This window comes from Paracoccus benzoatiresistens, assembly GCF_026913015.1.
Classification (GTDB): domain Bacteria; phylum Pseudomonadota; class Alphaproteobacteria; order Rhodobacterales; family Rhodobacteraceae; genus Paracoccus; species Paracoccus benzoatiresistens.
The window spans coordinates 192,548-215,509 of sequence record NZ_JAPTYD010000003.1; the positions used below are offsets into that span (position 1 = coordinate 192,548).

The following is a 22,962-nucleotide window of genomic DNA, read 5'->3' on the forward strand; positions in this document are numbered from 1 at the left end:
ATGCTGCACCTTGTCCCCGACCACGTCGTCATCTGGGAATGGCTGGCCTTCGCGATCCGCTGGACCCATGTCATCACCGCCATCGCCTGGATCGGATCGTCCTTCTACTTCATCGCCCTCGACCTGGGGCTGCAAAAGGTGCCGGGCCTGCCCAAGGGCGCACATGGCGAGGAATGGCAGGTCCACGGCGGCGGCTTCTATCACATCAACAAGTACCTGGTCGCGCCCGAGCGGATGCCCGAGCACCTGACCTGGTTCAAATGGGAAAGCTACGCCACCTGGCTGTCGGGCGCGGCGCTGCTGATGGTCACCTATTGGGCGGGCGCGAACCTGTATCTGATCGACACCGCCAAGGCCGATCTGGCGACCTGGCAGGCGATCCTGATTTCCGCGGGTTCGCTGGCGCTTGGCTGGCTGATCTATGACACGCTCTGCAAGTCGAAGCTGGGCGAGACGCCGACGATCCTGATGCTGCTGCTGTTCGTCGCGCTTGTCGTGATGGGCTGGGGCTACAACGAGATCTTCACGGGCCGCGCCGCGCTGCTGCACCTGGGCGCCTTCACCGCGACGATCATGACGGCAAACGTGTTCTTCATCATCATGCCGAACCAGCGGATCGTGGTGGCGGATCTGAAGGCCGGGCGCGCACCCGATCCGAAATACGGCAAGATCGCCAAGCTGCGTTCGACCCACAACAACTACCTGACGCTTCCGGTCATCTTCCTGATGCTGTCGAACCACTATCCGCTGGCCTTCGCCAGCCAGTACAACTGGCTGATCGCGGCGCTGATCTTCCTGATGGGCGTGACCATCCGGCATTTCTTCAACACCATGCATGCCCGCAAGGGGTATCAGTGGTGGACCTGGGCGGTAACGGCGGTGCTGTTCATCATGGTGATGTGGCTGTCCTCGGCCGGGCTGAACCAGGACACGCTGGAACAGGCCGAGGCGCGTCCTCTGACCCCCGTCGAGACCCGCTTCGCCGAGGCAGAGGGTTTCCAGCAGGTCAGCGACGCCGTGCTGGGCCGCTGCTCGATGTGCCACGCCCGCGAACCGGGATACGAAGGCATCCATCATGCTCCGAAGGGGGTCTTCCTGGAGACCCCGGGCGACATCGCCAGGCACGCGCGCGAGATCTATGTCCAGGCCGGGCTGACCAACGCCATGCCGCCTGCCAACGTGACCTACATGGAACCGCAGGAGCGTGAGCAGATCATCCGCTGGTTCCGCGCCGCCGGGGGCGCGAGCCTGGCCGGGATGTAGGCGGGGCTGGAACTCCTCCAGGCGGGACTGCAAACGGCCGCGGCAATCGTGCAGCGGCCGTTTTCCTGTCCTAGCGCTCGAAGATCTTCTTCAATTCCCGCACCGCGAAGTCCGCGAACATCCGCACCTTCGGGTCCTGCAGCCGCCGGTGCGGGGTCAGGCATCCGAATTGCGCGGGCAGGGGGCGGTTGTTGGGCAGGATCTCGACCAGGCGGCCGGCCTTGATGTCCGCGCCCACCTCATAGAGGGGACGGTTCGCGATCCCCTCGCCGCCGATCGCCCAGGCGGTCAGCACGTCGCCGTCGTCGGTGTCGAAGCGCCCGCCGACCATCATCTTCTGCGGTCCGTCCTCGGACTGCAGGACCCAGTAATACTCGGGGCTGCGGGGATAGCGCAGCAACAGGCAGTTGTGATCCACCAGATCCTCGGGCACCTTCGGCGTCCCGCTGCGCGACAGATAGTCGGGCGAGGCGACCAGCACGCGCGGGCAGTCCGCGATCTTGCGCCATTTCAGCGCCGAATCGGCGGGCTCGCCCAGAAAGAAGGCCAGGTCGATGGCGTCTTCCACGATATTCACGTTGCGGTCGGAAAGCCGCAGCCGGAAATCCACGCCCGGGTTTTCCGCGCAGAAGGGCGGGATCAGCGGCGCGATCAGCCGCCGCCCCAGACCCAATGGCGCCGTCAGGCGGATCACCCCCTGAGGACGACCCGAAAAGCTGCTGACCAGCGCCTCGGCTTCATCCAGCGTGTCGATCACACGGCGGGCGTTGTCGTAAAAGGCTCGCCCGATCTCGGTGGACGTCAGCTTTCGGGTGGTGCGGTTCAGCAGCCGCACGCCAAAGCGGTTTTCCAGATCCTTGATGCGATTCGAGGCAACTGCCGGGGAAAGCCGCAGATCCCTGCCTCCGGCAGTGATCGAACCCAGTTCGACCACACGGACGAAGACGCGCAGGCTTTCAAGATAGGACATGAGTGATAGGCCGTTTTCAAGGAATCGTGTAAAGTCTTCCGGGTCGGGACCGATTTCGCAACCGTTTTTTTCCGCCTAGCTTCATGGCGGGTCCACAGCCAAGAGGAATGCCATGACACCCGAGCTGCGCTTTCTGTTGAACGGTCAACAGGTTGAACTGACCGCCGTCGGCGCCTCGGACACGCTGCTGGATTTCCTGCGCATCAACCGGCGCCTGACCGGCACCAAGGAAGGCTGCGCCGAGGGCGACTGCGGCGCCTGCACGGTGCTGGTGGGAAGGCTGACCGACGACGGCCTGGTCTATGAGCCGGTCAATGCCTGCATCCGCTTCCTGGCGTCGTGCCACGGCTGCCATGTGGTGACGGTGGAACATCTGCGCGGTCCCGAGGGCGGGCTGCACCCGATCCAGGCGGCCATGGTGGAATACCACGGCAGCCAGTGCGGCTTCTGCACGCCGGGCATCGTGATGGCGCTCTACGGGTTGTGGATGAGCAATCCCGATGCCTCGGTCACCGATATCGAGGTCGCGCTGCAGGGCAACATCTGCCGCTGCACGGGCTATGAGCCGATCATCAAGGCCGCGCTGGCCGCCGGCCGCGCGGGCGGGCAGGCCGCCGATGCGCTGGCAGTGGAACGCGAGATGGTGGCCGCAAGGCTGCGCGACATGCGCGGCGAACGGGTGGAACTCTCGAAGGACGGCGAACGCGCCATCATCCCCGCGGATGTGGACGACCTTGCCGCGGTGCTGGAGGCCGAGCCCAAGGCCACGATCATCGCGGGGGCGACCGATGTGGGCCTGTGGGTCACGAAGTTCATGCGCGACATTTCCCCAGCGGTTTTCATCGGCCACCTGATGAAGGGCAAGCGCGTCGAGAATGGCGAGATCCGGCTTGGCGCGGGCGTGACCTACAGCGAGGCCGCACCGCTGATCCGCCAGCACATCCCCGCCGCCTATGACTATTGGCTGCGCATCGGCGGCTGGCAGGTGCGCAACATGGGCACCATCGGCGCCAATATCGCCAACGGCTCGCCCATCGGCGACACGCCGCCGCTGCTGATCGCGCTTGGCGCGCGGATCGTGCTGCGCAAGGGGGCCGCGCGGCGCGAACTGCCGCTGGGGGATTTCTTCATCGAATATGGCAAGCAGGACCGAGCGCCGGGTGAATTCGTGGAGGAGGTCATCATCCCGATCCGCCCGCAGGCCAAGGTTGCCGCCTACAAGATCAGCAAGCGCCGCGACAGCGACATCACCGCCGTTGCCGCCGGCTTTTGCCTTTCCGTTGAAAATGGCACCATCACCGATGCCCGCATCTGCTTTGGCGGCATGGCGGGCACGCCCAAGCGCGCCACGGGGGCCGAGGCCGCGCTGAAAGGCCAGCCCTTCGCCCGCGAAAGCTTCGAGGCTGCAGCGCGGGCGGTGGCCGACGACTTCACGCCCTTGTCCGACTGGCGCGCCAGCGCCGATTACCGCCGCACCGTGGCCTCGAACCTGTTCCGCCGCTTCTGGCTGGAACAGTCGGAGCCCGGCCTGCCCGTTCGCCTGCATGAAGCCGTGGGAGTGTGATCCATGAAAGACGAAACCATCATTCGCGGACAGGCGCATCAGGACACCATCCATGACAGCGCCATCAAGCATGTCACCGGCCGCGCCGACTATACCGACGACCTGGCCGAGCCCCATGGGTTGCTGCACGCCTATCTGGGCCTGTCGCAATGCGCCCACGGCAAGATCACCGGCATGGATTTCACCGAAACGCTGGCCCATCCGGGCGTGGTCGGCGTGCTGACCGCCAAGGACATTCCCGGCGTCAACGATGTCTCGCCCAATGGCAAGCACGACGACCCGATCTTTGCCGAGGAGGAGGTCCTGTTCTGGGGCCAGCCGGTCTTTGCCGTGATCGCGGAAACCCGCGACCAGGCGCGGCGCGCGGCGCACAAGGCGCGCATCACCTATGACGTGCTGCCCCATGCGCTGGACCCTATCGCGGCGCGCGATGCCGGCATGGGCTATGTGACCGATCCGCTGACCCTGCGCAGGGGCGATGCGGATGCAGGCATGGCCGCCGCCCCGCATGTCATCAAGGGCCGCTTCAACATCGGCGGGCAGGACCATTTCTACCTGGAAGGCCAGATCGCCATGGCCGTGCCGGGCGAGGACGAGGACGTGACCATCAACGTCTCGACCCAGCACCCGTCCGAGGTGCAGCACATGGTGGCCCATGTGCTGGGCTGCCAGAACAACGCCGTGGTCGTGAACGTGCGCCGCATGGGCGGCGGCTTTGGCGGCAAGGAAACGCAGATGAACCTGTTTTCCTGCGTCGCGGCCATTGCCGCCAAGCGCTGGAACCGCGCCGTCAAGATCCGCCCCGACCGCGACGACGACATGACCGCCACCGGCAAGCGCCACGATTTCGTCGTGGATTACGAGGTGGGCTTCGACGACGACGGCAGGATCCGTGCGGTCAAGGGCGATTGGTTCGCGCGTTGCGGCTTTTCGGCGGATCTCAGCGGCCCGGTGACGGACCGCGCGCTGTTTCACTGCGACAACGCCTATTACTATCCCGACGTGCGCGTCAGCAGCCATCCGATGAAGACGAACACGGTCAGCAACACCGCCTTCCGCGGCTTTGGCGGGCCGCAGGGCGTGATCGTGGCCGAACGCATGATCGAGGAGATCGCCTATGCCTTGGGCCGCGACCCGCTGGAGATCCGCAAGGCCAACCTTTACCAGAACGGCCAGCTGACCCCCTATCACCAGGAGGTCACCGACCAGATCCTGCCCCGCATCTTCGAGGACCTGGAAGCCAGCAGCGATTATCATGCGCGCCGGCAGGCGGTGCTGGACTGGAACGCGAAGGGCGGCGTGATCCGCAAGGGCATCGCCTTGACGCCCGTGAAGTTCGGCATCAGCTTCACCGCGACCTGGTTCAACCAGGCGGGCGCGCTGATCCATGTCTACAACGACGGCTCGATCGCGCTGAACCACGGCGGCTGCGAGATGGGCCAAGGCCTGAACACCAAGGTCGCCCAGGTCGTGGCCGAGGCGTTCCAGTGCGACATCACCTGCATCAAGATCACCAGGACCACGACGGAAAAGGTGCCCAATACCTCGGCCACGGCGGCATCGTCAGGGACGGATCTCAACGGCATGGCGGCGCTGGACGCGGCCGAACAGATCAAGGCACGGCTGGTCGAATTCGTCGCCGAACGCTGGCAGCAGCCCAAGGATGACGTGCGCTTCGTGCCCGGCCATATCCGCGCGGGCGATCACCTGATCCCCTGGAACGAGGTCATCGCGGCGGCCTACATGGCGCGCATCCACCTGTCGGCGGCGGGCTTCTACAAGACGCCGAAAATCCATTGGGACCGCGCGACCGGGCGGGGCCGGCCTTTCTATTACTATGCCTATGGGGCGGCGGTGTCCGAGGTTTCGGTCGATACGCTGACCGGCGAATACGTGATCGACCGGGCAGACATGATCCACGATGTGGGACGCTCATTGAACCCCGCGCTGGACAAGGGCCAGGTCGAAGGCGCCTTCGTCCAGGGCGCGGGATGGCTGACGACCGAGGAGCTGTGGTGGGACGAAAAGGGCCGGCTTCGGACCCACGCGCCCTCGACCTACAAGGTTCCGCTGGCGTCCGACCGGCCGCGCGTCTTCAACGTCACGCTGGCCGACTGGTCGGAAAACAGCGAGCGCAGCATCAAGCGGTCCAAGGCCGTGGGCGAGCCGCCCTTCATGCTGGGCATCAGCGTCTTCGAGGCGATCAACATGGCCGTCGCGTCCTTCAGCGACTATCGCGAACCCGCGCGGCTGGACGCGCCCGCGACGCCCGAACGCGTGCTGATGGCGATCGAGGCGCTGAGAGAATGATCCGCGTCCGGGTCATATCGGCCCGCGGGTCCACGCCGCGCGATGCGGGGGCCGAGATGTTCGTGGATGACGACCGCGTTGCCGGCACCATCGGCGGTGGCCAGCTGGAATACATGGCCATCGACCGCGCCCGCCAGATGCTGGCCAGCGGAGAGGCCGAGGCCCGGATGGACATCCCCCTGGGTCCCGAGATCGGGCAATGCTGCGGGGGCAGGGTGGTTCTGCAACTGGACCGCGAAGGGCCTACGCCCGAGGACCATGCCGACGTGCTGGTCTTTGGTGCGGGCCATGTCGGCCGCGCCCTGGCCCAGGCCCTGCAGCCCCTGCCGGTCAACGTCCTGCTGATCGACACCCGCCCCGAGGAACTGGCCCAGGCCGCCCCCGGCATCCAAACCCGCCTGACCCCCTTGCCCGAGGCCGAGATCCGTGCGGCCCGCCCCGGCAGCGCCGTGGTGATCCTGACCCATGACCACGCGCTGGACTTCCTGCTGGCGGCCGAGGCGCTGTCGCGCGACGATCTGTCCTATGTCGGGATGATCGGCAGCGCCACGAAACGCGCGCAATTCAGCCGCTTCGCCCGCGATCGCGGCATCGACCCCGCACCCCTCATTTGCCCCATCGGCGCGGGCTTCACCCATGACAAGCGCCCGGCGGTCATCGCCGCCTTCACCGCCGCCGAACTGATCGCGCGGCTGACCGCCACATCTTCCTTGCGAAAATATTCATGCAACAGCTGATCCGGGGCCGCGTTCTGGGCTTTCATGCCGACCCGCAAGACACCACCGACAATCACCGCTACATTGAAGACGGCGCCATCCTGATCGAGGACGGCCGCATCCTGGCCGTGGACGAATACGCGAACCTCGCACGCGAGGGCCTGGCGGAAATCGACCACCGCCCGCACCTCATCATGCCGGGCTTCATCGACACGCATATCCATTTCCCGCAGGTCCAGGTGATCGCCAGCTGGGGCGCGCAGCTTCTGGACTGGCTGAACACCTATACCTTCCCCGAGGAATCGCGCTTTCGCCAGCAGGGCCATGCCCCGGCGATGGCCGACGCCTTCCTGAACCTGCTGACGGACCACGGAACGACCACGGCCGTCGCCTTCTGCTCGGTCCACCCGGAATCGGCCGAGGCGCTGTTTTCCGCGGCCCATGCCCGCAACATGGCGATGGTCGCGGGCAAAGTGATGATGGACCGCAACGCACCGCCCGAGGTTCTGGACACACCCCAACAGGGATACGACGACAGCAAGGCGCTGATCCACCGCTGGCACGGCAAGGGCCGGCAGCGTTACGCCATCACGCCGCGCTTCGCCATCACCTCGACGCCCGAGCAGATGGAGATGGCGGGCACGCTGGTCCGCGAACATCCCGACTGCCACATCCAGACCCACCTGTCCGAGAACAAGGACGAGATCGAGTTCACGCTGAGCCTTTATCCGCAGGCGCGCGATTATCTGGACATCTACGAAACCTATGGCCTGTTGTCCGACAAGCTGCTGCTGGGCCATTCGATCCACCTGCGCCCGCGCGAGATCGAGCGCATGGCGGAAACCGGCAGCCGCGCGGTTTTCTGCCCGACATCGAACCTGTTCCTGGGATCGGGGCTGTTCGACGAAGCGGGCCTTCGCGCGGCGGGCGTGGTCAGCGGCGTTGCCACGGATGTCGGCGGCGGCACCAGCTATTCGATGCTGCAGACCCTGAACGAGGGCTACAAGATCCTGCAGCTGCGCGGCCAGAAGCTGACGCCCTTGTCGGCCTTCCACTGGATCACGCGCGGCAATGCGGTTGCCCTGGGCATGGCGGACCAGATCGGCACGCTGGATGCGGGCAGCATGGCCGACCTTGTGGTGCTGGACAGCCGCGCCACGCCGGCGATGACGCTGCGCATGGACCGGGCCGAGACGCTGGAGCAGGAACTGTTCATCCTGCAGATCATGGGCGACGACCGCAGCATCGCGCAGACCTATGTCGCGGGCCAGCCGATGAAAACCGCCGGTTGAGTCTGAGGGTCTTTTCCGCTGCGGTGCGGCAGGCTATCCCTTGCGCGTAATCAGGTTGCAAGGGACAGCGTCATGACCAAGATCACCCCCGTTCTGATGGCCGGCGGATCGGGAACCAGGCTTTGGCCGGTGTCCCGCAAGAGCTTTCCCAAGCAGTTCGCGCCGCTGGTGGGGGACGAGACGCTGTTCCAGGCATCCGCCCGAAGGCTGGCGGGACAGGATTTCGCCGACCCCTTGGTGATGACCAATGCCGATTTCCGCTTCATCGTGGCGGAACAGCTGGACCAGATCGGCATCCGGCCCGGCGCCATCGTGATCGAGCCCTCGGGCCGCAACACTGCGCCCGCGATCCTTGTCGCCGCGCTGATGGTCGCCGCGAAAGACCCCGAGGGGCTGGTGCTGGTCGCGCCTTCGGACCATGTCATTCCGGACGAGGCCGCTTTTGCGCGCGCCGTGCGCCAGGGCGTGGAACCGGCGGCGGACGGCCGCATCGTGACCTTTGGCGTAACCCCCGACCGGCCCGAGACGGGTTATGGATATCTGGAACTGGGGGGGCAGGGCGACGGTCCGCAGCCCTTGGCGCGCTTCGTGGAAAAGCCCGACGCGGTGACGGCGGCGCAGATGGTGGCGCAGGGCAATTTCCTGTGGAACGCGGGCATCTTCCTGTTCAAGGCCGACACCATGATCCAGGCCTTCCGGACCCATGCCCCCGAATACCTGTCGCCCGTGCTGACGGCTTTGGACGATGCGCAGGACGATATCGGCTTCCTGCGGCTGGCGCGCGTGCCGTGGGACAACCTGCCCGACCAGTCGATCGACTATGCCGTGATGGAAAAGGCCGACAACCTGACCGTTGTGCGCTTTTCCGAACGCTGGTCGGATCTGGGCGGCTGGGATGCCGTCTGGCGCGAGGCGCTGCTGGAGGCACCCTCGAACAACGGCGTGGTGGCGGACGAAAACTCGACCGCCATCGACTGCCACGACGTGCTGCTGCGGTCGGACAGCGAGGATCTGCAGGTGGTGGGCATCGGCCTGACGGATGTGATCGTTGTCGCGACCTCGGACGCGGTGCTGGTGGCGGACAAGAACCGGGCGCAGGACGTGCGCCATGCCGTGGCCGCCCTGAAGGACAGGGGCTGCAGGCAGGCCACGGCCTTTCCGCGCGATCATCGCCCTTGGGGCTGGTTCGAGACGCTGGCCCTGGCCGACCGCTTCCAGGTCAAGCGGATCGTCGTGAAGCCCGGCGCTGCCCTGTCGCTGCAAAGCCATGTGCATCGGTCCGAACACTGGATCGTGGTCAGCGGCACCGCAAAGGTGACGGTGGATGACCGGGTCACGCTGGTGACGGAAAACCAGTCGATCTATGTTCCCCTGGGTGCCGTCCACCGCATGGAAAACCCCGGCAAGGTGCCGATGGTTCTGATCGAGGTGCAGACCGGCAGCTATCTGGGAGAGGATGACATCGTCCGGTACGAGGATGTCTATGCGCGCAGCAGCGCGGAATGAGAAAGGGCGGGGGCTTCGCGTCTCCCCACCCACGCGGGATACTCCGGCCAGAATGAACATGCCGGCAGTTCATAATCTTCTATAGGATTATGAATTTGCCGGTCCCGCCATCTGTCGCTATATCTGCGCCTTCCTGGCAAGGGTGACATGATGACCGGCAGACTTTCCCCATCCCCTGCATTCGCGGCGCTGGATCGCGCGGCAGCCGAACGGATCCTGATCCTTGACGGGGCGATGGGCACGCAGATCCAGCAGCTTGGGCTGGCCGAGGATGATTATACCGGCCACGGGTCAGGCCATGCCTGCCGCCATCATTCCGACCATCCGCAGCAGGGCAACAACGACCTGCTGGTGCTGACGCAGCCCGATTCGGTCGAGGAAATCCATTTCCGCTATGCCATGGCGGGCGCGGATATTGTCGAGACGAACACGTTTTCCGCGACCACCATCGCGCAGGCCGATTACGGGATGCAGGCCGCCGTCTATGACCTGAACGTCGAGGGTGCGCGCATCGTCCGCCGTGCGCTGGACCGCGCCACCGCGCAGGACGGGCGGCCCCGGTTCGTCGCGGGCGCCATAGGGCCCACGAACCGTACCGCATCCATCAGCCCGGACGTGAACAACCCCGGCTATCGCGCTGTGACCTTCGACGATCTGCGTGTCGCCTATCTGCAGCAGGCGCAGGGCCTGATCCAGGGCGGCGCCGACATCCTGCTGATCGAGACGATATTCGACACGCTGAACGCCAAGGCCGCGATCTTCGCCTGCATCCAGGCGATGGAGGCGCATGGGCAGCGGCTTCCGCTTATGATCTCGGGCACGATCACCGACGCTTCGGGGCGCACGCTGTCGGGTCAGACGCCGACAGCCTTCTGGCATTCCGTTCGCCATGCCCGGCCTTGGTCCGTGGGGCTGAACTGCGCGCTTGGCGCGTCGGCCATGCGCCCGCATCTGGCCGAACTGTCAGGCGTGGCGGAAACGAACATCTGCGCCTATCCCAATGCCGGGCTGCCCAATGCCTTCGGCCAGTATGACGAAGGCCCCAGCGACACTGCCGTGCAGGTTGCCGAATTCGCCCGCGAGGGGCTGGTGAACGTGGTTGGCGGCTGCTGCGGCACCACGCCCGACCACATCCGCGCCATTGCCGAGGCGGTGGCCCAGTACAGTCCCCGAAAGGTGCCCGAATATGCTTGAACGTCACCTGCGCCTGTCGGGCCTGGAACCCTTCACCCTGACGCCCGACATTCCCTTCGTGAATATCGGTGAACGCACGAACGTCACGGGCAGCGCCCGATTCCGCAAGCTGATCACCAACCGCGACTATGCAACCGCGCTGGAGGTCGCGCGCGACCAGGTGGAGAACGGCGCGCAGATCATCGACATCAACATGGACGAGGGCCTGATCGATTCGAAGGCCGCCATGGTCGAATACCTCAACCTGCTGGCGGCCGAACCCGACATCGCCCGCGTCCCGGTGATGATCGACAGCTCCAAATGGGAGGTGATCGAGGCGGGCCTGCAATGCGTGCAGGGCAAGCCGGTCGTCAACTCGATCAGCATGAAAGAGGGCGAGGAGCAGTTCCGCCACCAGGCATCGCTGTGCCTGGCCTATGGCGCGGCGGTCGTGGTGATGGCCTTCGACGAACAGGGCCAGGCCGACACCTGCGCCCGCAAGATCGAGATCTGCGCCCGCGCCTACAGGATCCTGACCGAGGAGGTGGGTTTCCCGCCCGAGGACATCATCTTCGACCCCAATATCTTCGCCGTGGCCACCGGGATCGAGGAGCACAACAACTATGGCGTCGATTTCATCGAGGCCACGCGCTGGATCCGCCGGAACCTGCCGCACGCCCATGTCTCGGGCGGGGTGTCGAACCTGTCCTTCTCCTTCCGCGGCAACGAACCCGTGCGCGAGGCGATGCACGCCGTGTTCCTGTATCACGCCATCCAGGCGGGCATGGACATGGGCATCGTCAATGCGGGCCAGTTGGCGGTCTATGACCAGATCGACGCGGATCTGCGCGAGGCCTGCGAGGACGTGGTCCTGAACCGCCGCCCCAAGGCTGGTGGCGACGCGACCGAGCGGCTGCTGGACATCGCCGAACGCTTCAAGGGCGAGGGCGGCCAGAAGGCGCGCGAGAAGGACCTGTCCTGGCGCGAATGGCCGGTGGAAAAGCGGCTGGAACATGCGCTTGTGAACGGCATCACCGAGTATATCGAAGCCGATACCGAGGAAGCGCGCCTTCAGGCCGAACGCCCGCTGCATGTCATCGAAGGTCCGCTGATGGCCGGGATGAACGTGGTGGGCGACCTGTTCGGCGCAGGCAAGATGTTCCTGCCGCAGGTGGTGAAATCGGCCCGCGTGATGAAGCAGGCGGTCGCCGTCCTGCTGCCCTACATGGAGGCCGAGAAGGCGGCCAATGGCGGCAGCGGCGAACGCCAGGCTGCGGGCAAGATCCTGATGGCGACCGTCAAGGGTGATGTCCACGACATCGGCAAGAACATCGTCGGCGTCGTCCTGGCCTGCAACAATTACGAGGTCATCGACCTGGGCGTGATGGTGCCAGCGCAGAAGATCCTGGAGGTCGCGCGCGAACAGAACGTCGATGTGATCGGCCTGTCGGGCCTGATCACCCCGTCCCTGGACGAGATGGTGCATGTCGCATCCGAGATGGAGCGCGAGGGCTTCCAGGTGCCGCTGCTGATCGGCGGGGCCACGACCTCGAAGATCCACACGGCGGTCAAGATCGCGCCGCGCTATCACAAGGGCGCGGCGGTCTATGTCACCGATGCCAGCCGGGCGGTTGGGGTGGTGTCGTCCCTGCTGTCGCCGTCGCAGCAGGCGGGTTATGTCGATGCGATCCGCGCGGAATACCTGGACGTGGCCGAACGCCATGAGCGGGCCGAGGCTGCCAAGCAGCGCCTGCCGCTGGCCGCCGCGCGGGCCAATGCCCTGAAGGTAGACTGGTCCGATTACCGGGCGACGGCCCCGCAGTTCACCGGCGCCCGCACCATCGACGACTGGGATTTGGCCGAGATCGCGCGCTATATCGACTGGACGCCGTTCTTCCAGACTTGGGAACTGAAGGGCGTCTATCCCCGCATCCTCGAAGACGAAAAGCAGGGAGAGGCCGCGCGGGCGCTGTTTGCCGAGGCGCAGGACATGCTGGCCCGGATCATCGAGGGCAAGTGGTTCAATCCCCGCGCCGTGGTGGGCTTCTGGCCCGCCAACGCGGTCGGCGACGACATCCGCCTGTTCACCGGCGAGGATCGGCGCGAAACGCTGGCCACGCTGCACACGCTGCGCCAGCAGGTGACGAAGCGCGGCGACCGCCCGAATGTGGCGCTGTCCGACTTCGTGGCGCCCGAGGGACGGCCCGATTATGTCGGCGGCTTTGTCGTGACGGCAGGCCCCGAGGAGTCCGAGATCGCCGCCCGCTATGAACGCGCGAATGACGATTACGCCGCGATCATGGTCAAGGCGCTTGCCGACCGCATCGCCGAGGCCATGGCCGAGATGCTGCACGAACGGGTCCGCAAGGAGCTGTGGGGCTATGCCTCCGACGAAACCTTCAGTCCGCAGGATCTGATAGGCGAGCCCTACAAGGGCATCCGTCCCGCGCCGGGCTATCCCGCCCAGCCGGACCATACCGAAAAGCTGACCCTGTTCCGGCTGCTGGACGCGGAAGCCGCCACCGGCGTGACGCTGACGGAAAGCATGGCGATGTGGCCGGGGTCATCTGTGTCCGGCCTTTATGTCGGTCATCCCGAAAGCTACTATTTCGGCGTGGCGAAGATCGAGGAAGACCAGGCCCGCGACTATGCCGCGCGCAAGGGCATGGATCTGGCCGACGCCGAACGCTGGCTGGCGCCCATCCTGAACTATACGCCACGGAAAAAGGACGAGGCTGCGTAAGCCTCGCCCTTTCACCTTGGTCCAAATATCCCACAGGGGGCCCGGGGGACGTGAAGTCCCCCGGCGCTCGCCAATCAGAACCCGGCCTTGATCTTCTCGAACTCGGCCAGCTGCTTTTCTCGCTGTGCCGGGTCGTTCGGGGTCTGGGCCAGGATCGGCGCATCGACCTCGGACAGGCCCTCCTTCACCGCGGGCTCGTCCGCGATGGTCGCCATCGCCTCGGTCGAGGTGTGGCCATAGCCGATCGTGTCCAGCAGCGCCTTGCCGGCCGACGGCTCCAGCCAGGCGTTGATGAAGTCGTAGGCCTTTTCCTCGTTGCCCGGCCCGTCCTTCAGGTTGATGTAACCGCAGAAGAAGGTTGACGAGCCTTCCTTGGGCGCCCGCTGGAAGCCCACCGGATAGTTGTCGGCCCGCAGATAGGTCACCCCGTCGTTCCAGGACCATGCGATGTCCACCGCGCCCGAGGCCATCAGCTGCGCCTGTTCGGACGGATCGGCCCAATAGGCCGCGACGTTCTGATGCGCCTTGCGCAGCCAGTCGGCGGCGGCCTGGAACTGTTCGTCGGTCACATTGGTCCAGTCGGTCGTGCCGGTCGCCAGATAGCCAAGCGCCCAGACATCGTCCGAGGAATCCGGCAGCGAGGTGCGGCCCTGGTATTTCGGATCGACGAAGACCTGCAGCGTGGACACGTCCTCGGCCGGAACCGTCTCGGTGTTGTAGGCGATGGCGGTCGCGCCCCAATCGGTCGGGATATACCAGACGCCCTCGTCGTCCTTGAACACCTCCGAGGCCAGGAACTGCGGGTCGATCTTGTCGAAGTTCGGGATCTTCGAGGTATCCCATGGCTCGATTAGCCCGGCGTCGCGATACTTGCTGACCATCTGGCTGCAGGGATGGGCCACATCGGCCTTGAAGCCCGAGGCGATCTTCTGGAACGCCTCGTCATCGTCGCCATAGAAGGCATAGGTCGGGCTGTCGCCATGCTTGTCGATATAGGCCTGGAAGATCGACGGCTCCTCGAACCCCGCCCAGTCGAAGACGGTCAGCTCGGGATCCGCTGCCAGGGCGGGCAGGGCGATGGCAGATGCAAGGGCGGTGGTGACAAGCAAGCGCATGGACAAACGGGCCTTCCTGTTGGGCGTTCGATGCAGACGCTAGCGGCGGGAAAACCGTCGTGCAAGGGTATCGCGGATCGGTGAAGGCCGGGCTGTCTAGCCCATGCGCAGGGCTCCGTCGAGGCGGATCACCTCGCCGTTCAGATAGCCGTTCTCGACGATATGGGCAGCCAGCCGCGCGAATTCCCGCGGATCGCCCAGCCGGGGCGGAAAGGTCACCTCGGCGGCCAGCCCGTCCTGCACTTCGGGCGGCAGGCTGCGCAACATGGGCGTGGCAAAGATGCCGGGCGCGATGGCGCAGACGCGGATGTTCAGGCCGGCAAGGTCCCGCGCCAAGGGCAGGGTCATGCCGGCAATTCCGGCCTTGGACGCGGCATAGGCCGCCTGGCCCTTCTGGCCGTCAAAGGCCGCGACGGATGCCGTATTGACGATCACGCCGTTTTCCGCCCGGCCGTTCCGCGCCATTTCCACGGCCGCCAGCCGCAGGACGTTGAAGCTGCCGATCAGATTGACCTCGATCACGCGGCAAAAGGCGTCGAGGTCATGCGCTCCTTTCCGGCCCACGGTCTTTTCGCCGATCACGATGCCCGCGCAGTTCACGCAGATGTCGATCCCGCCCATCAGCCCCACGGCCTGCGCAATGGCAGCCGTCGCGCTGTCGGCCGAGGTCACATCCGCTTGCACATGGTCCGGATCGTCGCTTGCCTCGCGGTCCAGGACCACGACCCTCGCCCCCTGCGAACGAAACCAGGCAGCCGTCGCCGCACCAAGGCCTGAGGCTCCTCCGGTCACGATGGCTCGGCTGTCTTTCAGTTCCATCGCTTTCCCCTACCGGTCCAGCAGTTCCGGCCCGCCGGTGATCGCCGGATCGGGTATGCCGATGGCATTGACGTCCTTGCCCGCAAAATCGACGGCGTTCAGCACGGTCTGGATTGCGGCAAGCCGCGCGCGGCGCTTGTCATCGGAACGGATCACGGTCCAGGGCGCGATCGGCGAATGGGACAGGTTCAGCGTGTCGCGGATCGCCGTGGTGTATTCGTCCCATTTCGCCAGCCCTTCCACGTCGATCGAGGACAGCTTCCACTGCTTCAGCGGATCGGACTCGCGGTCGAGGAACCGCCGCATCTGTTCGGCCCGGCCCACGTTCAGCCACAGCTTGACCAGGATGATGCCGTCATCGACCAGGGTTTGCTCGAAGCTCGGCAGCTGGCGGAAGAAGGCGTTGCGCTGCTGTTCAGTGGAGAAGCCGAAAATGCGTTCCACGACGCCGCGGTTGTACCAGCTGCGGTCGAACAGCGCGATCTCTCCGGCGGCGGGAAGCCAGTCCACATAGCGTTGGAAATACCACTGGCTTGCCTCGCGGCTGCTGGGGGTCGGCAGGGCGACGATATTGGCGGAACGCGGGTTCAGGTTCTCGCGCAGCCGTTCGATGGTGCTGCCCTTGCCGGCGGCGTCACGCCCCTCGAACAGGACGACCAGTCGCTTTCTGGTGGCGACGACGTCGCGCATCATGCGCACCAGTTGCAGCTGCAACTGGTCCATCTTCGCGTCATAGGTCTTCGAGTCGATTTCCTGCCGGTAGGGATAGCCCGGATCCAGGATGTCGTTCTTTCCCGCCCCCTTCAGCGCCTTGCGGATCTCGGACGGGGCAGCCTTCAGCGCCTCGGTGATCTTGCCGACCAGCGGCAGGTCCGGTGTCGTCACCATGTCTTATCCTTGGCCAATGCGGGACAGGTCGTATTCCGTGGTCTGATAGATCTCGTTTATCCAGTTACCGTAAAGCAGATGGGCATGGCTGCGCCAGCGGTTCGAGGGCGTGCGCGAGGGGTCGTCATTGGGGTAATAGTTCGCGGGCACGTTGATCGGCTTGCCCATGGCCACGTCACGGTCGTATTCCTCTTTCAGCGTCGTGCTGTCATATTCCAGATGGTTGAAGATATAGAGCGCGCGATGCCCCGGATCCTCCAGCAGGCAGGGGCCGGCCTGTTCACTGGCCAGCAGGGTCCGCAGCGCCGGACGGGCGTCCACGTCGGACTGCCGGATTTCCGTCCAGCGGCTGACGGGCACCAGCACATCGTCCGAAAAGCCCCGCAGATAGGGCGAGGCCGGGGCCTCGTTGTGGTGGCGGAAGCAGCCGAAGGCCTTGTGGTCCAGCGCGTGCTTTTCCAGCCTGTGGAAATGCCAGGCCATCGCCATGCCGCCCCAGCAGACGCCGAAGGTGGAATGGACATGGCTTTGCGTCCAGTCGAAGACGCGCGTCAGCTCGTCCCAATAGGTCACGTCCTCGAAGGGCAGCAGTTCGACAGGGGCACCGGTGATGAGGAGGCCGTCGAACTTCTCGCCCGTCGCCTCGACCTCGCGGAAGGGTCGGTAGAAGCTTTCCATGTGATCGGCGGCCGTGTTGCGGCTTTCGTGGTCCGACATGCGGATCAGCTGGAAGTCGATCTGCAGCGGGGTTGCGCCGATCAGCCGGGCGAACTGGTTCTCGGTCTGGATCTTCTTGGGCATCAGGTTCAGCAGCCCGATGCGAAGGGGCCGGATGTCCTGTGTCGCGGCCCGGCCCGGAGACATGACCATCACGCCCTCATCCGACAGGATGCGGTAGGCGGGCAGGTTCTCGTTGAGGGTGATGGGCATTGTCAGTCTTCCTTGCGGTCGATGGCGCGGGCGATCAGGCGGGCGAAGTCGGCGGGGGATTTCACCTCGGCGACTTCCTCGGCCAGGACGGTGACGCCGCGCCGTGCCATCGCCTCGTATCGCGGCTGGCGGTCCGCCAGCGCGCGTGCATAGGTCCAGCGGATGAAGTCGTCGGGGTTCACCTCATGCTCTGCCAGGCCCTTCTCGACGCGATAGGTGATCCAGGCCCTGTCCAGAAATTCCGGCTGGTAATACATGGGCTTCGGCGCCCGGTCGAAGCGGCGCACCAGTTCCGCCGTATGCGCGTCCGAGCCCTTGATCCAGACCATCAGCAGGTCGCGTTCCAAGGCCTGCAGGACCGGATCGGCGGGGTCGTGGGGGTCCACCACCTCGCAGATCGACCCACCGCTGTCGCAGACGAAATTCGGGATGGCATAGATGTCGCGGGCGCGATTAATGAAATGGCGCGTGTCCAGCAGGGCTGAGATCTCGGCCTGGCGATGCTGGTTCTGGCGCAGGCAGTAATCGTCGAAGCGAAGGCCGCCCCGGGTGGGGCTGCCGGGCTTGCCCAGATAGGTGGACAGGGGCGCCAGATTGTCGAAGGTGATGTTGCTGGCGATGATGACGCTGTCCGACAGCAGCAACTCGCGCAGCAAAGGAACCTTCATTGCCTCGCGCTTGAAGTTGTCGGCAATGAATTCGCCCATGTAGCGGGTGCCGATCCGGTAATCGACGGAATAATGGAACCAATTGCCCGCATCGCGCAGCATGTTGGCCAGATAGGTCTTGCCAAGACCCGACATGCCGAACAGCACGACGCGCTTGGCGCCTGTCCCCAGCCAGTCGCTGCCGCTGCGATAGATCATCGGATGCCCCTTCGTTTCGGGCGCATAGGTAATGCGCGGATTCCAGAAAGCAAAGACCCCGCCTTTTGAAGGCGGGGCCATGCCCTTGTCATGTGAATTGGCGTCAGAAGCTGTAGCCGATGCGGACGCCTACGCCCCACAGATGGCTGTCTTCCATGCGGGCGCGTTCCGCATCCGGCGTGCCGGTTTCGGGCCGCGCATCGCCCAGCTTGCTATAGTTGATGCCCGTGGTGATCTCGATCTGGTCCATCGTATAGACGGCGGCCAGCGTGATGCCCGTGCGCCCGTTCGTCGGCGCCAGCGGCGAGACGAGGTCGTCGTCGCTTTCCGGCTCATAGACGAACGAGGCCGAACCGGACCAGTTCTCGGTGAACTTGCGGCCGACGCCGATGGTATAGGTGGTCGTGTCTTCCAGTTCCACCAGCCCGCCTTCGACGCCAAAGCCTGAGGGCGGGGCCGAGACCAGCGCCTGCGGATCCACCCGGAATTCCGACCAGTTCACCCAGCGGATCGAGCCGAACAGCAGCGTGTCCGGTGCGATGCCGGTCTGTCCTTCCAGCGTCCAGCTGCGCGGCGTCTTGACCGTCGTCTCGCTGTCCACCCGGCCCAGGACGGTATTTTCCGTGGTATCGAAGTCATGTTCGATCGGCGAGTTGTAGGTCAGCGAGATCCGCGCCGCGATTTCCGGCACCTCGTAGGCCGCGCCCGCGACCCAACCCAGGCCCCAGGCATTGTCCAGCTTGACGTTATAGCCCGACAGGGTAATGGCTGGCGGAGGGGGGCCATAGGCCAGACCGCTCAGCGTCACCTCGCCTTCGGCATTCGAGCCGCGCAGACCGCCATGAAGCGAGAAGTTGTTGTCGAAGCGATAGCGTCCAAGCGCCGTAAAGGTGGTCGAATCGACCCGTGCCAGCGTGCCGCCAAGGACAGGCGAGCCTCCATCGGTCACCGAGGGATAGCGCACATCGGCCCCGAACGGCTGTTCCATGATGAACGCGCCCGACAGGTTGTCGGTGAACTGGTGCTTGTAGGCCAGACCCACGAACCCATAGCCCTGCGCCACGTCGCCCGTGTCGAAGCCCAGAATGTCCGTGCCCTCGACCGTCGGATCGACACCGCCGAAGCTCAACTCGGCGTAGTTTCCCTCCTCGAAAAGCACCGACAACGACTGCGGCGCGCGTTCGATCCCGCCCGCGACGATCGGCGAGGCCGAGATCAGCAGGGCCGCGACGCCCGTCAGGATTTTATTCATAAGTTCCTCCCTTTGCGGCCGATCGACCGCTGGATTCAGCTTTGCGCCTGATGTCCTATGAATCAATTATCGGTGCAACATGACGCGGCGTCGGTGGCTGATCCGATTGCCTCGCGTGACTTTGCGGCAACTTTCGGTTGTTTCAGGTCAGGGGACGGCTGCAACAAAATCGCCTCTCCGGGCTGGACAAACCCTGCAGCGCATGAAAGGGGAAACTGCCAAACGAAATTGCCGCAAGGACACCCGCCATGCAGATTCGTGAGGCTCTGACCTTTGATGACGTTCTTCTGGTCCCTGCCGCATCCACGGTCATGCCCTCGACCGCCGATGTGACGACGCGCGTCACGCGTTCCATCGCGATGAACATCCCGCTGCTGTCGTCCGCCATGGATACGGTGACCGAAAGCCGCATGGCCATTGCCATGGCGCAGGCGGGCGGCATGGGCGTGATCCACCGCAACCTGACGACCGAACGGCAGGCCGACGAGGTGCGTCGCGTGAAGCGGTTCGAATCGGGCATCGTCTACAACCCGATCACGCTGCGCCCCGACCAGACGCTGGCCGATGCCAAGGCCTTGCAGGACCGCTACAACGTCACCGGCTTTCCGGTCGTGGACGAGCACGGCCGCGTGGTCGGCATCGTGACCAACCGCGACATGCGCTTTGCCAGCGACGACCGCACCCCGGTCCGCGCGATGATGTCCTCGGAAAACCTGGCGGTCCTGCGCGAGCCTGCCGACCGGGGCGAGGCGATCAGCCTGATGAAGGCGCGCCGGATCGAGAAGCTGCTGGTGACGGACGGGCAGGGCAAGCTGACCGGCCTGCTGACGCTGAAGGATACCGAGCAGTCGGTGCTGAACCCGCTTGCCTGCAAGGACGACCTGGGCCGGCTGCGGGTCGCCGCGGCCTCGACCGTGGGCGACGAGGGCTTCGAGCGCAGCCAGGCGCTGATCGAGGCCGGCGTGGATATGGTCGTGATCGACACGGCGCACGGCCATTCGGCAGGGGTCGCCAAGGCTGTCGAACGCGTCAAGATGTTCTCGAACCAGGTTCAGGTGGTGGCGGGCAACGTCGCCACGGCGGAAGCCACGCGGGCGCTGATCGACGCGGGCGCCGATGCTGTGAAGGTGGGGATCGGGCCGGGGTCGATCTGCACCACGCGGATCGTCGCGGGCGTGGGCGTGCCGCAGCTGACGGCGATCATGGACGCGGCCTCGGCGGCGGGCGACGTGCCGATCATCGCGGATGGCGGCATCAAGTTCTCGGGCGATTTCGCCAAGGCCATCGCGGCGGGCGCAAGCTGCGCCATGGTGGGCAGCGCCATCGCGGGCACCGACGAATCCCCGGGCGAGGTGATCCTGTACCAGGGCCGGTCCTTCAAGTCCTATCGCGGCATGGGCAGCCTTGGCGCCATGGCGCGGGGGTCGGCCGACCGCTATTTCCAGAAGGACGCAGCCACCGACAAGCTGGTCCCCGAGGGGATCGAGGGGCAGGTGCCCTACAAGGGCCCGGCGGGAACGGTGATCCACCAGCTGGTCGGCGGGTTGCGCGCGGCCATGGGCTATACCGGTTGCGCCACGGTCGAGGAGATGCGCCGGAACTGCCAGTTCGTGCGCATCACCGGCGCGGGGCTGAAGGAAAGCCACGTCCACGACGTGCAGATCACGCGGGAAAGCCCGAACTATCGGCTCGGGTAACCAATGGTCCGAGCCGCCGTGCCGAAACGGCGGCATATGACCGTTTCCGGGGCGAACGGGGCACGCCCCGGTTCCGCAGCCACTGCTCTCACCCTGTCCCGAAAGTCGACAAATTCTCTGCCGAAGCGTATGATCCTCAGGGGGCACGGGGGGCGTGTCCCGAGACAGCAGGGAGGGAGTTATGGTCAAGTCTCTGACCTCTATGTCCGCGGTGTGTGTTTGCCTCTTTGCAGCCACCGCTGCCTGCGCTGATCCGGCCGACGACGTCACGGCGGCCTATTCGGCCTGGGACGCCGCCTTCGACGCAGGGGACGCGAAAGCCGTTGCGGCATTTTACGGGCAGGATGCGATCTTCCTGCCTGCAACGCATGACGTGATCAAGGGACCCGAAGGGGTGGAAAAGTTCTTCGGCGGCCTTTTCGACATGGGCGTGACGGGGCACAAGCTGGAACTGATCGAAACGCGGGCCGACGACAACCTGCTTGTCGGAACGGCCAAATGGTCGGCGACCGGCAAGGACGCCCAAGGGGCCGACCAGCCCTGGGGTGGCATTGCGACCCATGTCTTCGAGAAGCAGGCAGATGGCAGCCTCAAGCTGAGCGTGCATACCTTCAACTGAGTGACGGCAGCGCAGGGGCGGCCTTCATCGCCGGGCGATCCCGCCGCAAGGCCCAACCTGCTGTCGCCGCAGCAAAAAGGCCGGTCGCTGGACCGGCCTTTTCGTCTTATTCCTCGTCGTTGTCGGCGACGTCCGCGATGTCGTCCAGCGACACGTCGCCGTCGTCATCGTCTTCCTCCAGCAGGTCGTCGTCCAGATCGCCGGCATCGTCGCCCAGATCCTCGTCCTCGTCGACCAGGTCATCGTCTTCGCGAACGGCGGTCTTTTCGGTGACCAGCGTCTTGCCGCGCGAGTCGGTCAGGCTTTCCAGCGTGAACGTGTTCCCGCAGGCGGGGCAGGTCATCGGATTGGCCTGCAGGTCATAGAACCGCGTTGCACAGTGCGGGCACAGGCGTTTCGTGCCCCATTCCTCTTTGGGCATGGCTTTCTCCTTCCGCCGCGTTTAGGGAAATCGGTGGTCCCCCTGCCACAGGTGCCGGGGGGTGTCAAAGGCTTTTCTGACGGCAATGTACCGGCAGGGCAAGGGCATGGGGATGGCCGAGGCGTTTACCATCGGCAACGGAATGCGGATCACCTGGCGGCGGTCGGCCCGGGCGCGGCGGATGACGCTGCGGGTGCCGCGCGACGGCGGCCCGGTCGTGCTGACGCTGCCTGCGCATGTGGCGCTGGCGGACGGAGCGGCCTTTGCCGAGTCGAAGTCACGCTGGCTGCTGCAGGCGTCCGAGCGGCGGCCCGCGCCCAGCATCGTGCGCCATGGGGTCGCCCTGCCGGTTTCGGGGTCGATGCTGACCCTTACCCCCGCCGCCGTCCGGGTGGCCGGGATCAAGGGCGAGGCGCTGCTGCTGCCCGCCGCCCGTCGGCCCGCTCCGGTGGTGCAGGCCTTCCTGAAGCATCTCGCCATGCAGCACCTGCGCGCCGCCTGCGACCGTCATGCGGCGGCGCTTGGCCGTTCCTTCCGGGCCATCGTGCTGCGCGACACGCGGTCCCGCTGGGGCAGCTGCACCTCCGACGGGCGGCTGATGTTTTCCTGGCGGCTGGCGATGGCGCCGCCTGCGGTGCTTGACTATGTCGCGGCCCATGAGGTCGCCCACCTGCGGCACATGGACCATTCGCCCCGCTTCTGGGCGGCAGTGGCGGCGCTGATGCCGGATTATGCGCGCCACCGCGACTGGCTGCGGCGGCACGGGGCGGATCTGATGGCCTGGCAGTTCCGTGACCCGGCGGGGGATTGACGCGCCG

General features: G+C 65.5%; 19 protein-coding genes. 11 read left to right on the plus strand and 8 right to left on the minus strand.

Annotated features, from left to right (window positions below):
* Positions 1 to 1,263 carry a urate hydroxylase PuuD gene (locus OU682_RS04420; protein ID WP_268940850.1) on the plus strand — a complete coding sequence of 421 codons (1,263 nt, stop codon included), beginning with the start codon at positions 1 to 3 and terminating at the stop codon, positions 1,261 to 1,263.
* A 70-nt stretch (positions 1,264 to 1,333) separates the two neighbouring features.
* Here the strand turns inward: OU682_RS04420 and OU682_RS04425 are convergent, their stop codons facing one another.
* Positions 1,334 to 2,233 carry a LysR family transcriptional regulator gene (locus tag OU682_RS04425; protein ID WP_268940851.1) on the minus strand — a complete coding sequence of 300 codons (900 nt, stop codon included), beginning with the start codon at positions 2,231 to 2,233 and terminating at the stop codon, positions 1,334 to 1,336.
* Between the two features lie 112 nt (positions 2,234 to 2,345).
* Here OU682_RS04425 and xdhA point away from each other — a divergent pair, with 112 nt between their 5' ends.
* The 7 genes from xdhA (at position 2,346) to metH (ending at position 13,537) form a co-directional block, all read left to right on the plus strand.
* The gene (gene xdhA, locus OU682_RS04430; protein WP_268940852.1) at positions 2,346 to 3,797 is read left to right on the plus strand and encodes a xanthine dehydrogenase small subunit; all 1,452 of its coding nucleotides are present in this window, start codon (positions 2,346 to 2,348) and stop codon (positions 3,795 to 3,797) included.
* A gap of 3 nt (positions 3,798 to 3,800) precedes the next feature.
* The gene (gene xdhB / locus OU682_RS04435) at positions 3,801 to 6,107 is read left to right on the plus strand and encodes a xanthine dehydrogenase molybdopterin binding subunit (protein WP_268940853.1); all 2,307 of its coding nucleotides are present in this window, start codon (positions 3,801 to 3,803) and stop codon (positions 6,105 to 6,107) included.
* Complete coding sequence (gene xdhC / locus OU682_RS04440; RefSeq protein ID WP_268940854.1) at positions 6,104 to 6,844, plus strand: xanthine dehydrogenase accessory protein XdhC; 741 nt, start codon at positions 6,104 to 6,106, stop codon at positions 6,842 to 6,844. The genes xdhB and xdhC overlap by 4 nt, the downstream gene beginning before the upstream one ends.
* Positions 6,832 to 8,115 carry a guanine deaminase gene (gene guaD / locus OU682_RS04445; RefSeq protein WP_268940855.1) on the plus strand — a complete coding sequence of 428 codons (1,284 nt, stop codon included), beginning with the start codon at positions 6,832 to 6,834 and terminating at the stop codon, positions 8,113 to 8,115. Before xdhC ends, guaD begins: the two co-directional genes overlap by 13 nt.
* A 72-nt stretch (positions 8,116 to 8,187) precedes the next feature.
* On the plus strand, positions 8,188 to 9,621 hold the full coding sequence (locus tag OU682_RS04450) for a mannose-1-phosphate guanylyltransferase/mannose-6-phosphate isomerase (protein WP_268940856.1): 1,434 nt from the start codon (positions 8,188 to 8,190) through the stop codon (positions 9,619 to 9,621).
* 147 nt (positions 9,622 to 9,768) lie between these two features.
* Complete coding sequence (locus OU682_RS04455) at positions 9,769 to 10,815, plus strand: homocysteine S-methyltransferase family protein (protein ID WP_268940857.1); 1,047 nt, start codon at positions 9,769 to 9,771, stop codon at positions 10,813 to 10,815.
* Entirely contained in the window at positions 10,808 to 13,537 is a 2,730-nt protein-coding gene (gene metH, locus OU682_RS04460) for a methionine synthase (protein WP_268940858.1), read from the plus strand. The genes OU682_RS04455 and metH overlap by 8 nt, the downstream gene beginning before the upstream one ends.
* Before the next feature lie 74 nt (positions 13,538 to 13,611).
* Here the strand turns inward: metH and OU682_RS04465 are convergent, their stop codons facing one another.
* The 6 genes from OU682_RS04465 to OU682_RS04490 form a co-directional block, all read right to left on the minus strand.
* Entirely contained in the window at positions 13,612 to 14,652 is a 1,041-nt protein-coding gene (locus OU682_RS04465) for an ABC transporter substrate-binding protein (RefSeq protein WP_268940859.1), read from the minus strand.
* Positions 14,653 to 14,748: 96 nt separating this feature from the next.
* A complete protein-coding gene (locus OU682_RS04470; protein WP_268940860.1) occupies positions 14,749 to 15,471 on the minus strand; it encodes an SDR family NAD(P)-dependent oxidoreductase in 723 nt (240 codons plus the stop codon).
* A gap of 9 nt (positions 15,472 to 15,480) precedes the next feature.
* A complete protein-coding gene (gene ppk2, locus OU682_RS04475; RefSeq protein ID WP_268940861.1) occupies positions 15,481 to 16,359 on the minus strand; it encodes a polyphosphate kinase 2 in 879 nt (292 codons plus the stop codon).
* A 3-nt stretch (positions 16,360 to 16,362) separates the two neighbouring features.
* Positions 16,363 to 17,289, minus strand: coding sequence for a homoserine O-succinyltransferase (locus OU682_RS04480; RefSeq protein ID WP_268940862.1), 927 nt, complete (start codon positions 17,287 to 17,289; stop codon positions 16,363 to 16,365).
* A 2-nt stretch (positions 17,290 to 17,291) separates the two neighbouring features.
* On the minus strand, positions 17,292 to 18,155 hold the full coding sequence (locus OU682_RS04485) for an ATPase (RefSeq protein ID WP_268940863.1): 864 nt from the start codon (positions 18,153 to 18,155) through the stop codon (positions 17,292 to 17,294).
* Between the two features lie 103 nt (positions 18,156 to 18,258).
* Positions 18,259 to 19,407 carry an OmpP1/FadL family transporter gene (locus tag OU682_RS04490; protein WP_268940864.1) on the minus strand — a complete coding sequence of 383 codons (1,149 nt, stop codon included), beginning with the start codon at positions 19,405 to 19,407 and terminating at the stop codon, positions 18,259 to 18,261.
* A gap of 248 nt (positions 19,408 to 19,655) precedes the next feature.
* Between OU682_RS04490 and guaB the strand changes: the two genes are divergently transcribed.
* Both guaB and OU682_RS04500 read left to right on the plus strand, forming a co-directional pair.
* On the plus strand, positions 19,656 to 21,104 hold the full coding sequence (gene guaB, locus OU682_RS04495; protein WP_268940865.1) for an IMP dehydrogenase: 1,449 nt from the start codon (positions 19,656 to 19,658) through the stop codon (positions 21,102 to 21,104).
* A gap of 181 nt (positions 21,105 to 21,285) precedes the next feature.
* On the plus strand, positions 21,286 to 21,723 hold the full coding sequence (locus tag OU682_RS04500) for a YybH family protein (protein WP_268940866.1): 438 nt from the start codon (positions 21,286 to 21,288) through the stop codon (positions 21,721 to 21,723).
* A gap of 106 nt (positions 21,724 to 21,829) precedes the next feature.
* Here the strand turns inward: OU682_RS04500 and OU682_RS04505 are convergent, their stop codons facing one another.
* Positions 21,830 to 22,144, minus strand: coding sequence for an FYDLN acid domain-containing protein (locus OU682_RS04505; RefSeq protein WP_268940867.1), 315 nt, complete (start codon positions 22,142 to 22,144; stop codon positions 21,830 to 21,832).
* Positions 22,145 to 22,256: 112 nt separating this feature from the next.
* Here OU682_RS04505 and OU682_RS04510 point away from each other — a divergent pair, with 112 nt between their 5' ends.
* Positions 22,257 to 22,955 (plus strand): M48 family metallopeptidase, encoded by a 699-nt coding sequence (locus OU682_RS04510; RefSeq protein ID WP_268940904.1) that lies wholly within the window; start codon positions 22,257 to 22,259, stop codon positions 22,953 to 22,955.
* Positions 22,956 to 22,962: the final 7 nt, after the last annotated feature.

Coding starts and splice junctions, on each gene's coding strand:
- OU682_RS04420 (WP_268940850.1), top strand. CDS start 1: ATGCTGCACCTTGTCCCCGACCACGTCGTCATCTGGGAATGGCTGGCC.
- OU682_RS04455 (WP_268940857.1), top strand. CDS start 9,769: ATGATGACCGGCAGACTTTCCCCATCCCCTGCATTCGCGGCGCTGGAT.
- OU682_RS04425 (WP_268940851.1), bottom strand. CDS start 2,233: ATGTCCTATCTTGAAAGCCTGCGCGTCTTCGTCCGTGTGGTCGAACTG.
- guaB (WP_268940865.1), top strand. CDS start 19,656: ATGCAGATTCGTGAGGCTCTGACCTTTGATGACGTTCTTCTGGTCCCT.
- OU682_RS04500 (WP_268940866.1), top strand. CDS start 21,286: ATGGTCAAGTCTCTGACCTCTATGTCCGCGGTGTGTGTTTGCCTCTTT.
- xdhC (WP_268940854.1), top strand. CDS start 6,104: ATGATCCGCGTCCGGGTCATATCGGCCCGCGGGTCCACGCCGCGCGAT.
- OU682_RS04465 (WP_268940859.1), bottom strand. CDS start 14,652: ATGCGCTTGCTTGTCACCACCGCCCTTGCATCTGCCATCGCCCTGCCC.
- OU682_RS04510 (WP_268940904.1), top strand. CDS start 22,257: ATGGCCGAGGCGTTTACCATCGGCAACGGAATGCGGATCACCTGGCGG.
- xdhA (WP_268940852.1), top strand. CDS start 2,346: ATGACACCCGAGCTGCGCTTTCTGTTGAACGGTCAACAGGTTGAACTG.
- OU682_RS04450 (WP_268940856.1), top strand. CDS start 8,188: ATGACCAAGATCACCCCCGTTCTGATGGCCGGCGGATCGGGAACCAGG.
- OU682_RS04490 (WP_268940864.1), bottom strand. CDS start 19,407: ATGAATAAAATCCTGACGGGCGTCGCGGCCCTGCTGATCTCGGCCTCG.
- ppk2 (WP_268940861.1), bottom strand. CDS start 16,359: ATGGTGACGACACCGGACCTGCCGCTGGTCGGCAAGATCACCGAGGCG.
- OU682_RS04505 (WP_268940867.1), bottom strand. CDS start 22,144: ATGCCCAAAGAGGAATGGGGCACGAAACGCCTGTGCCCGCACTGTGCA.
- OU682_RS04470 (WP_268940860.1), bottom strand. CDS start 15,471: ATGGAACTGAAAGACAGCCGAGCCATCGTGACCGGAGGAGCCTCAGGC.
- xdhB (WP_268940853.1), top strand. CDS start 3,801: ATGAAAGACGAAACCATCATTCGCGGACAGGCGCATCAGGACACCATC.
- guaD (WP_268940855.1), top strand. CDS start 6,832: ATGCAACAGCTGATCCGGGGCCGCGTTCTGGGCTTTCATGCCGACCCG.
- metH (WP_268940858.1), top strand. CDS start 10,808: ATGCTTGAACGTCACCTGCGCCTGTCGGGCCTGGAACCCTTCACCCTG.
- OU682_RS04480 (WP_268940862.1), bottom strand. CDS start 17,289: ATGCCCATCACCCTCAACGAGAACCTGCCCGCCTACCGCATCCTGTCG.
- OU682_RS04485 (WP_268940863.1), bottom strand. CDS start 18,155: ATGATCTATCGCAGCGGCAGCGACTGGCTGGGGACAGGCGCCAAGCGC.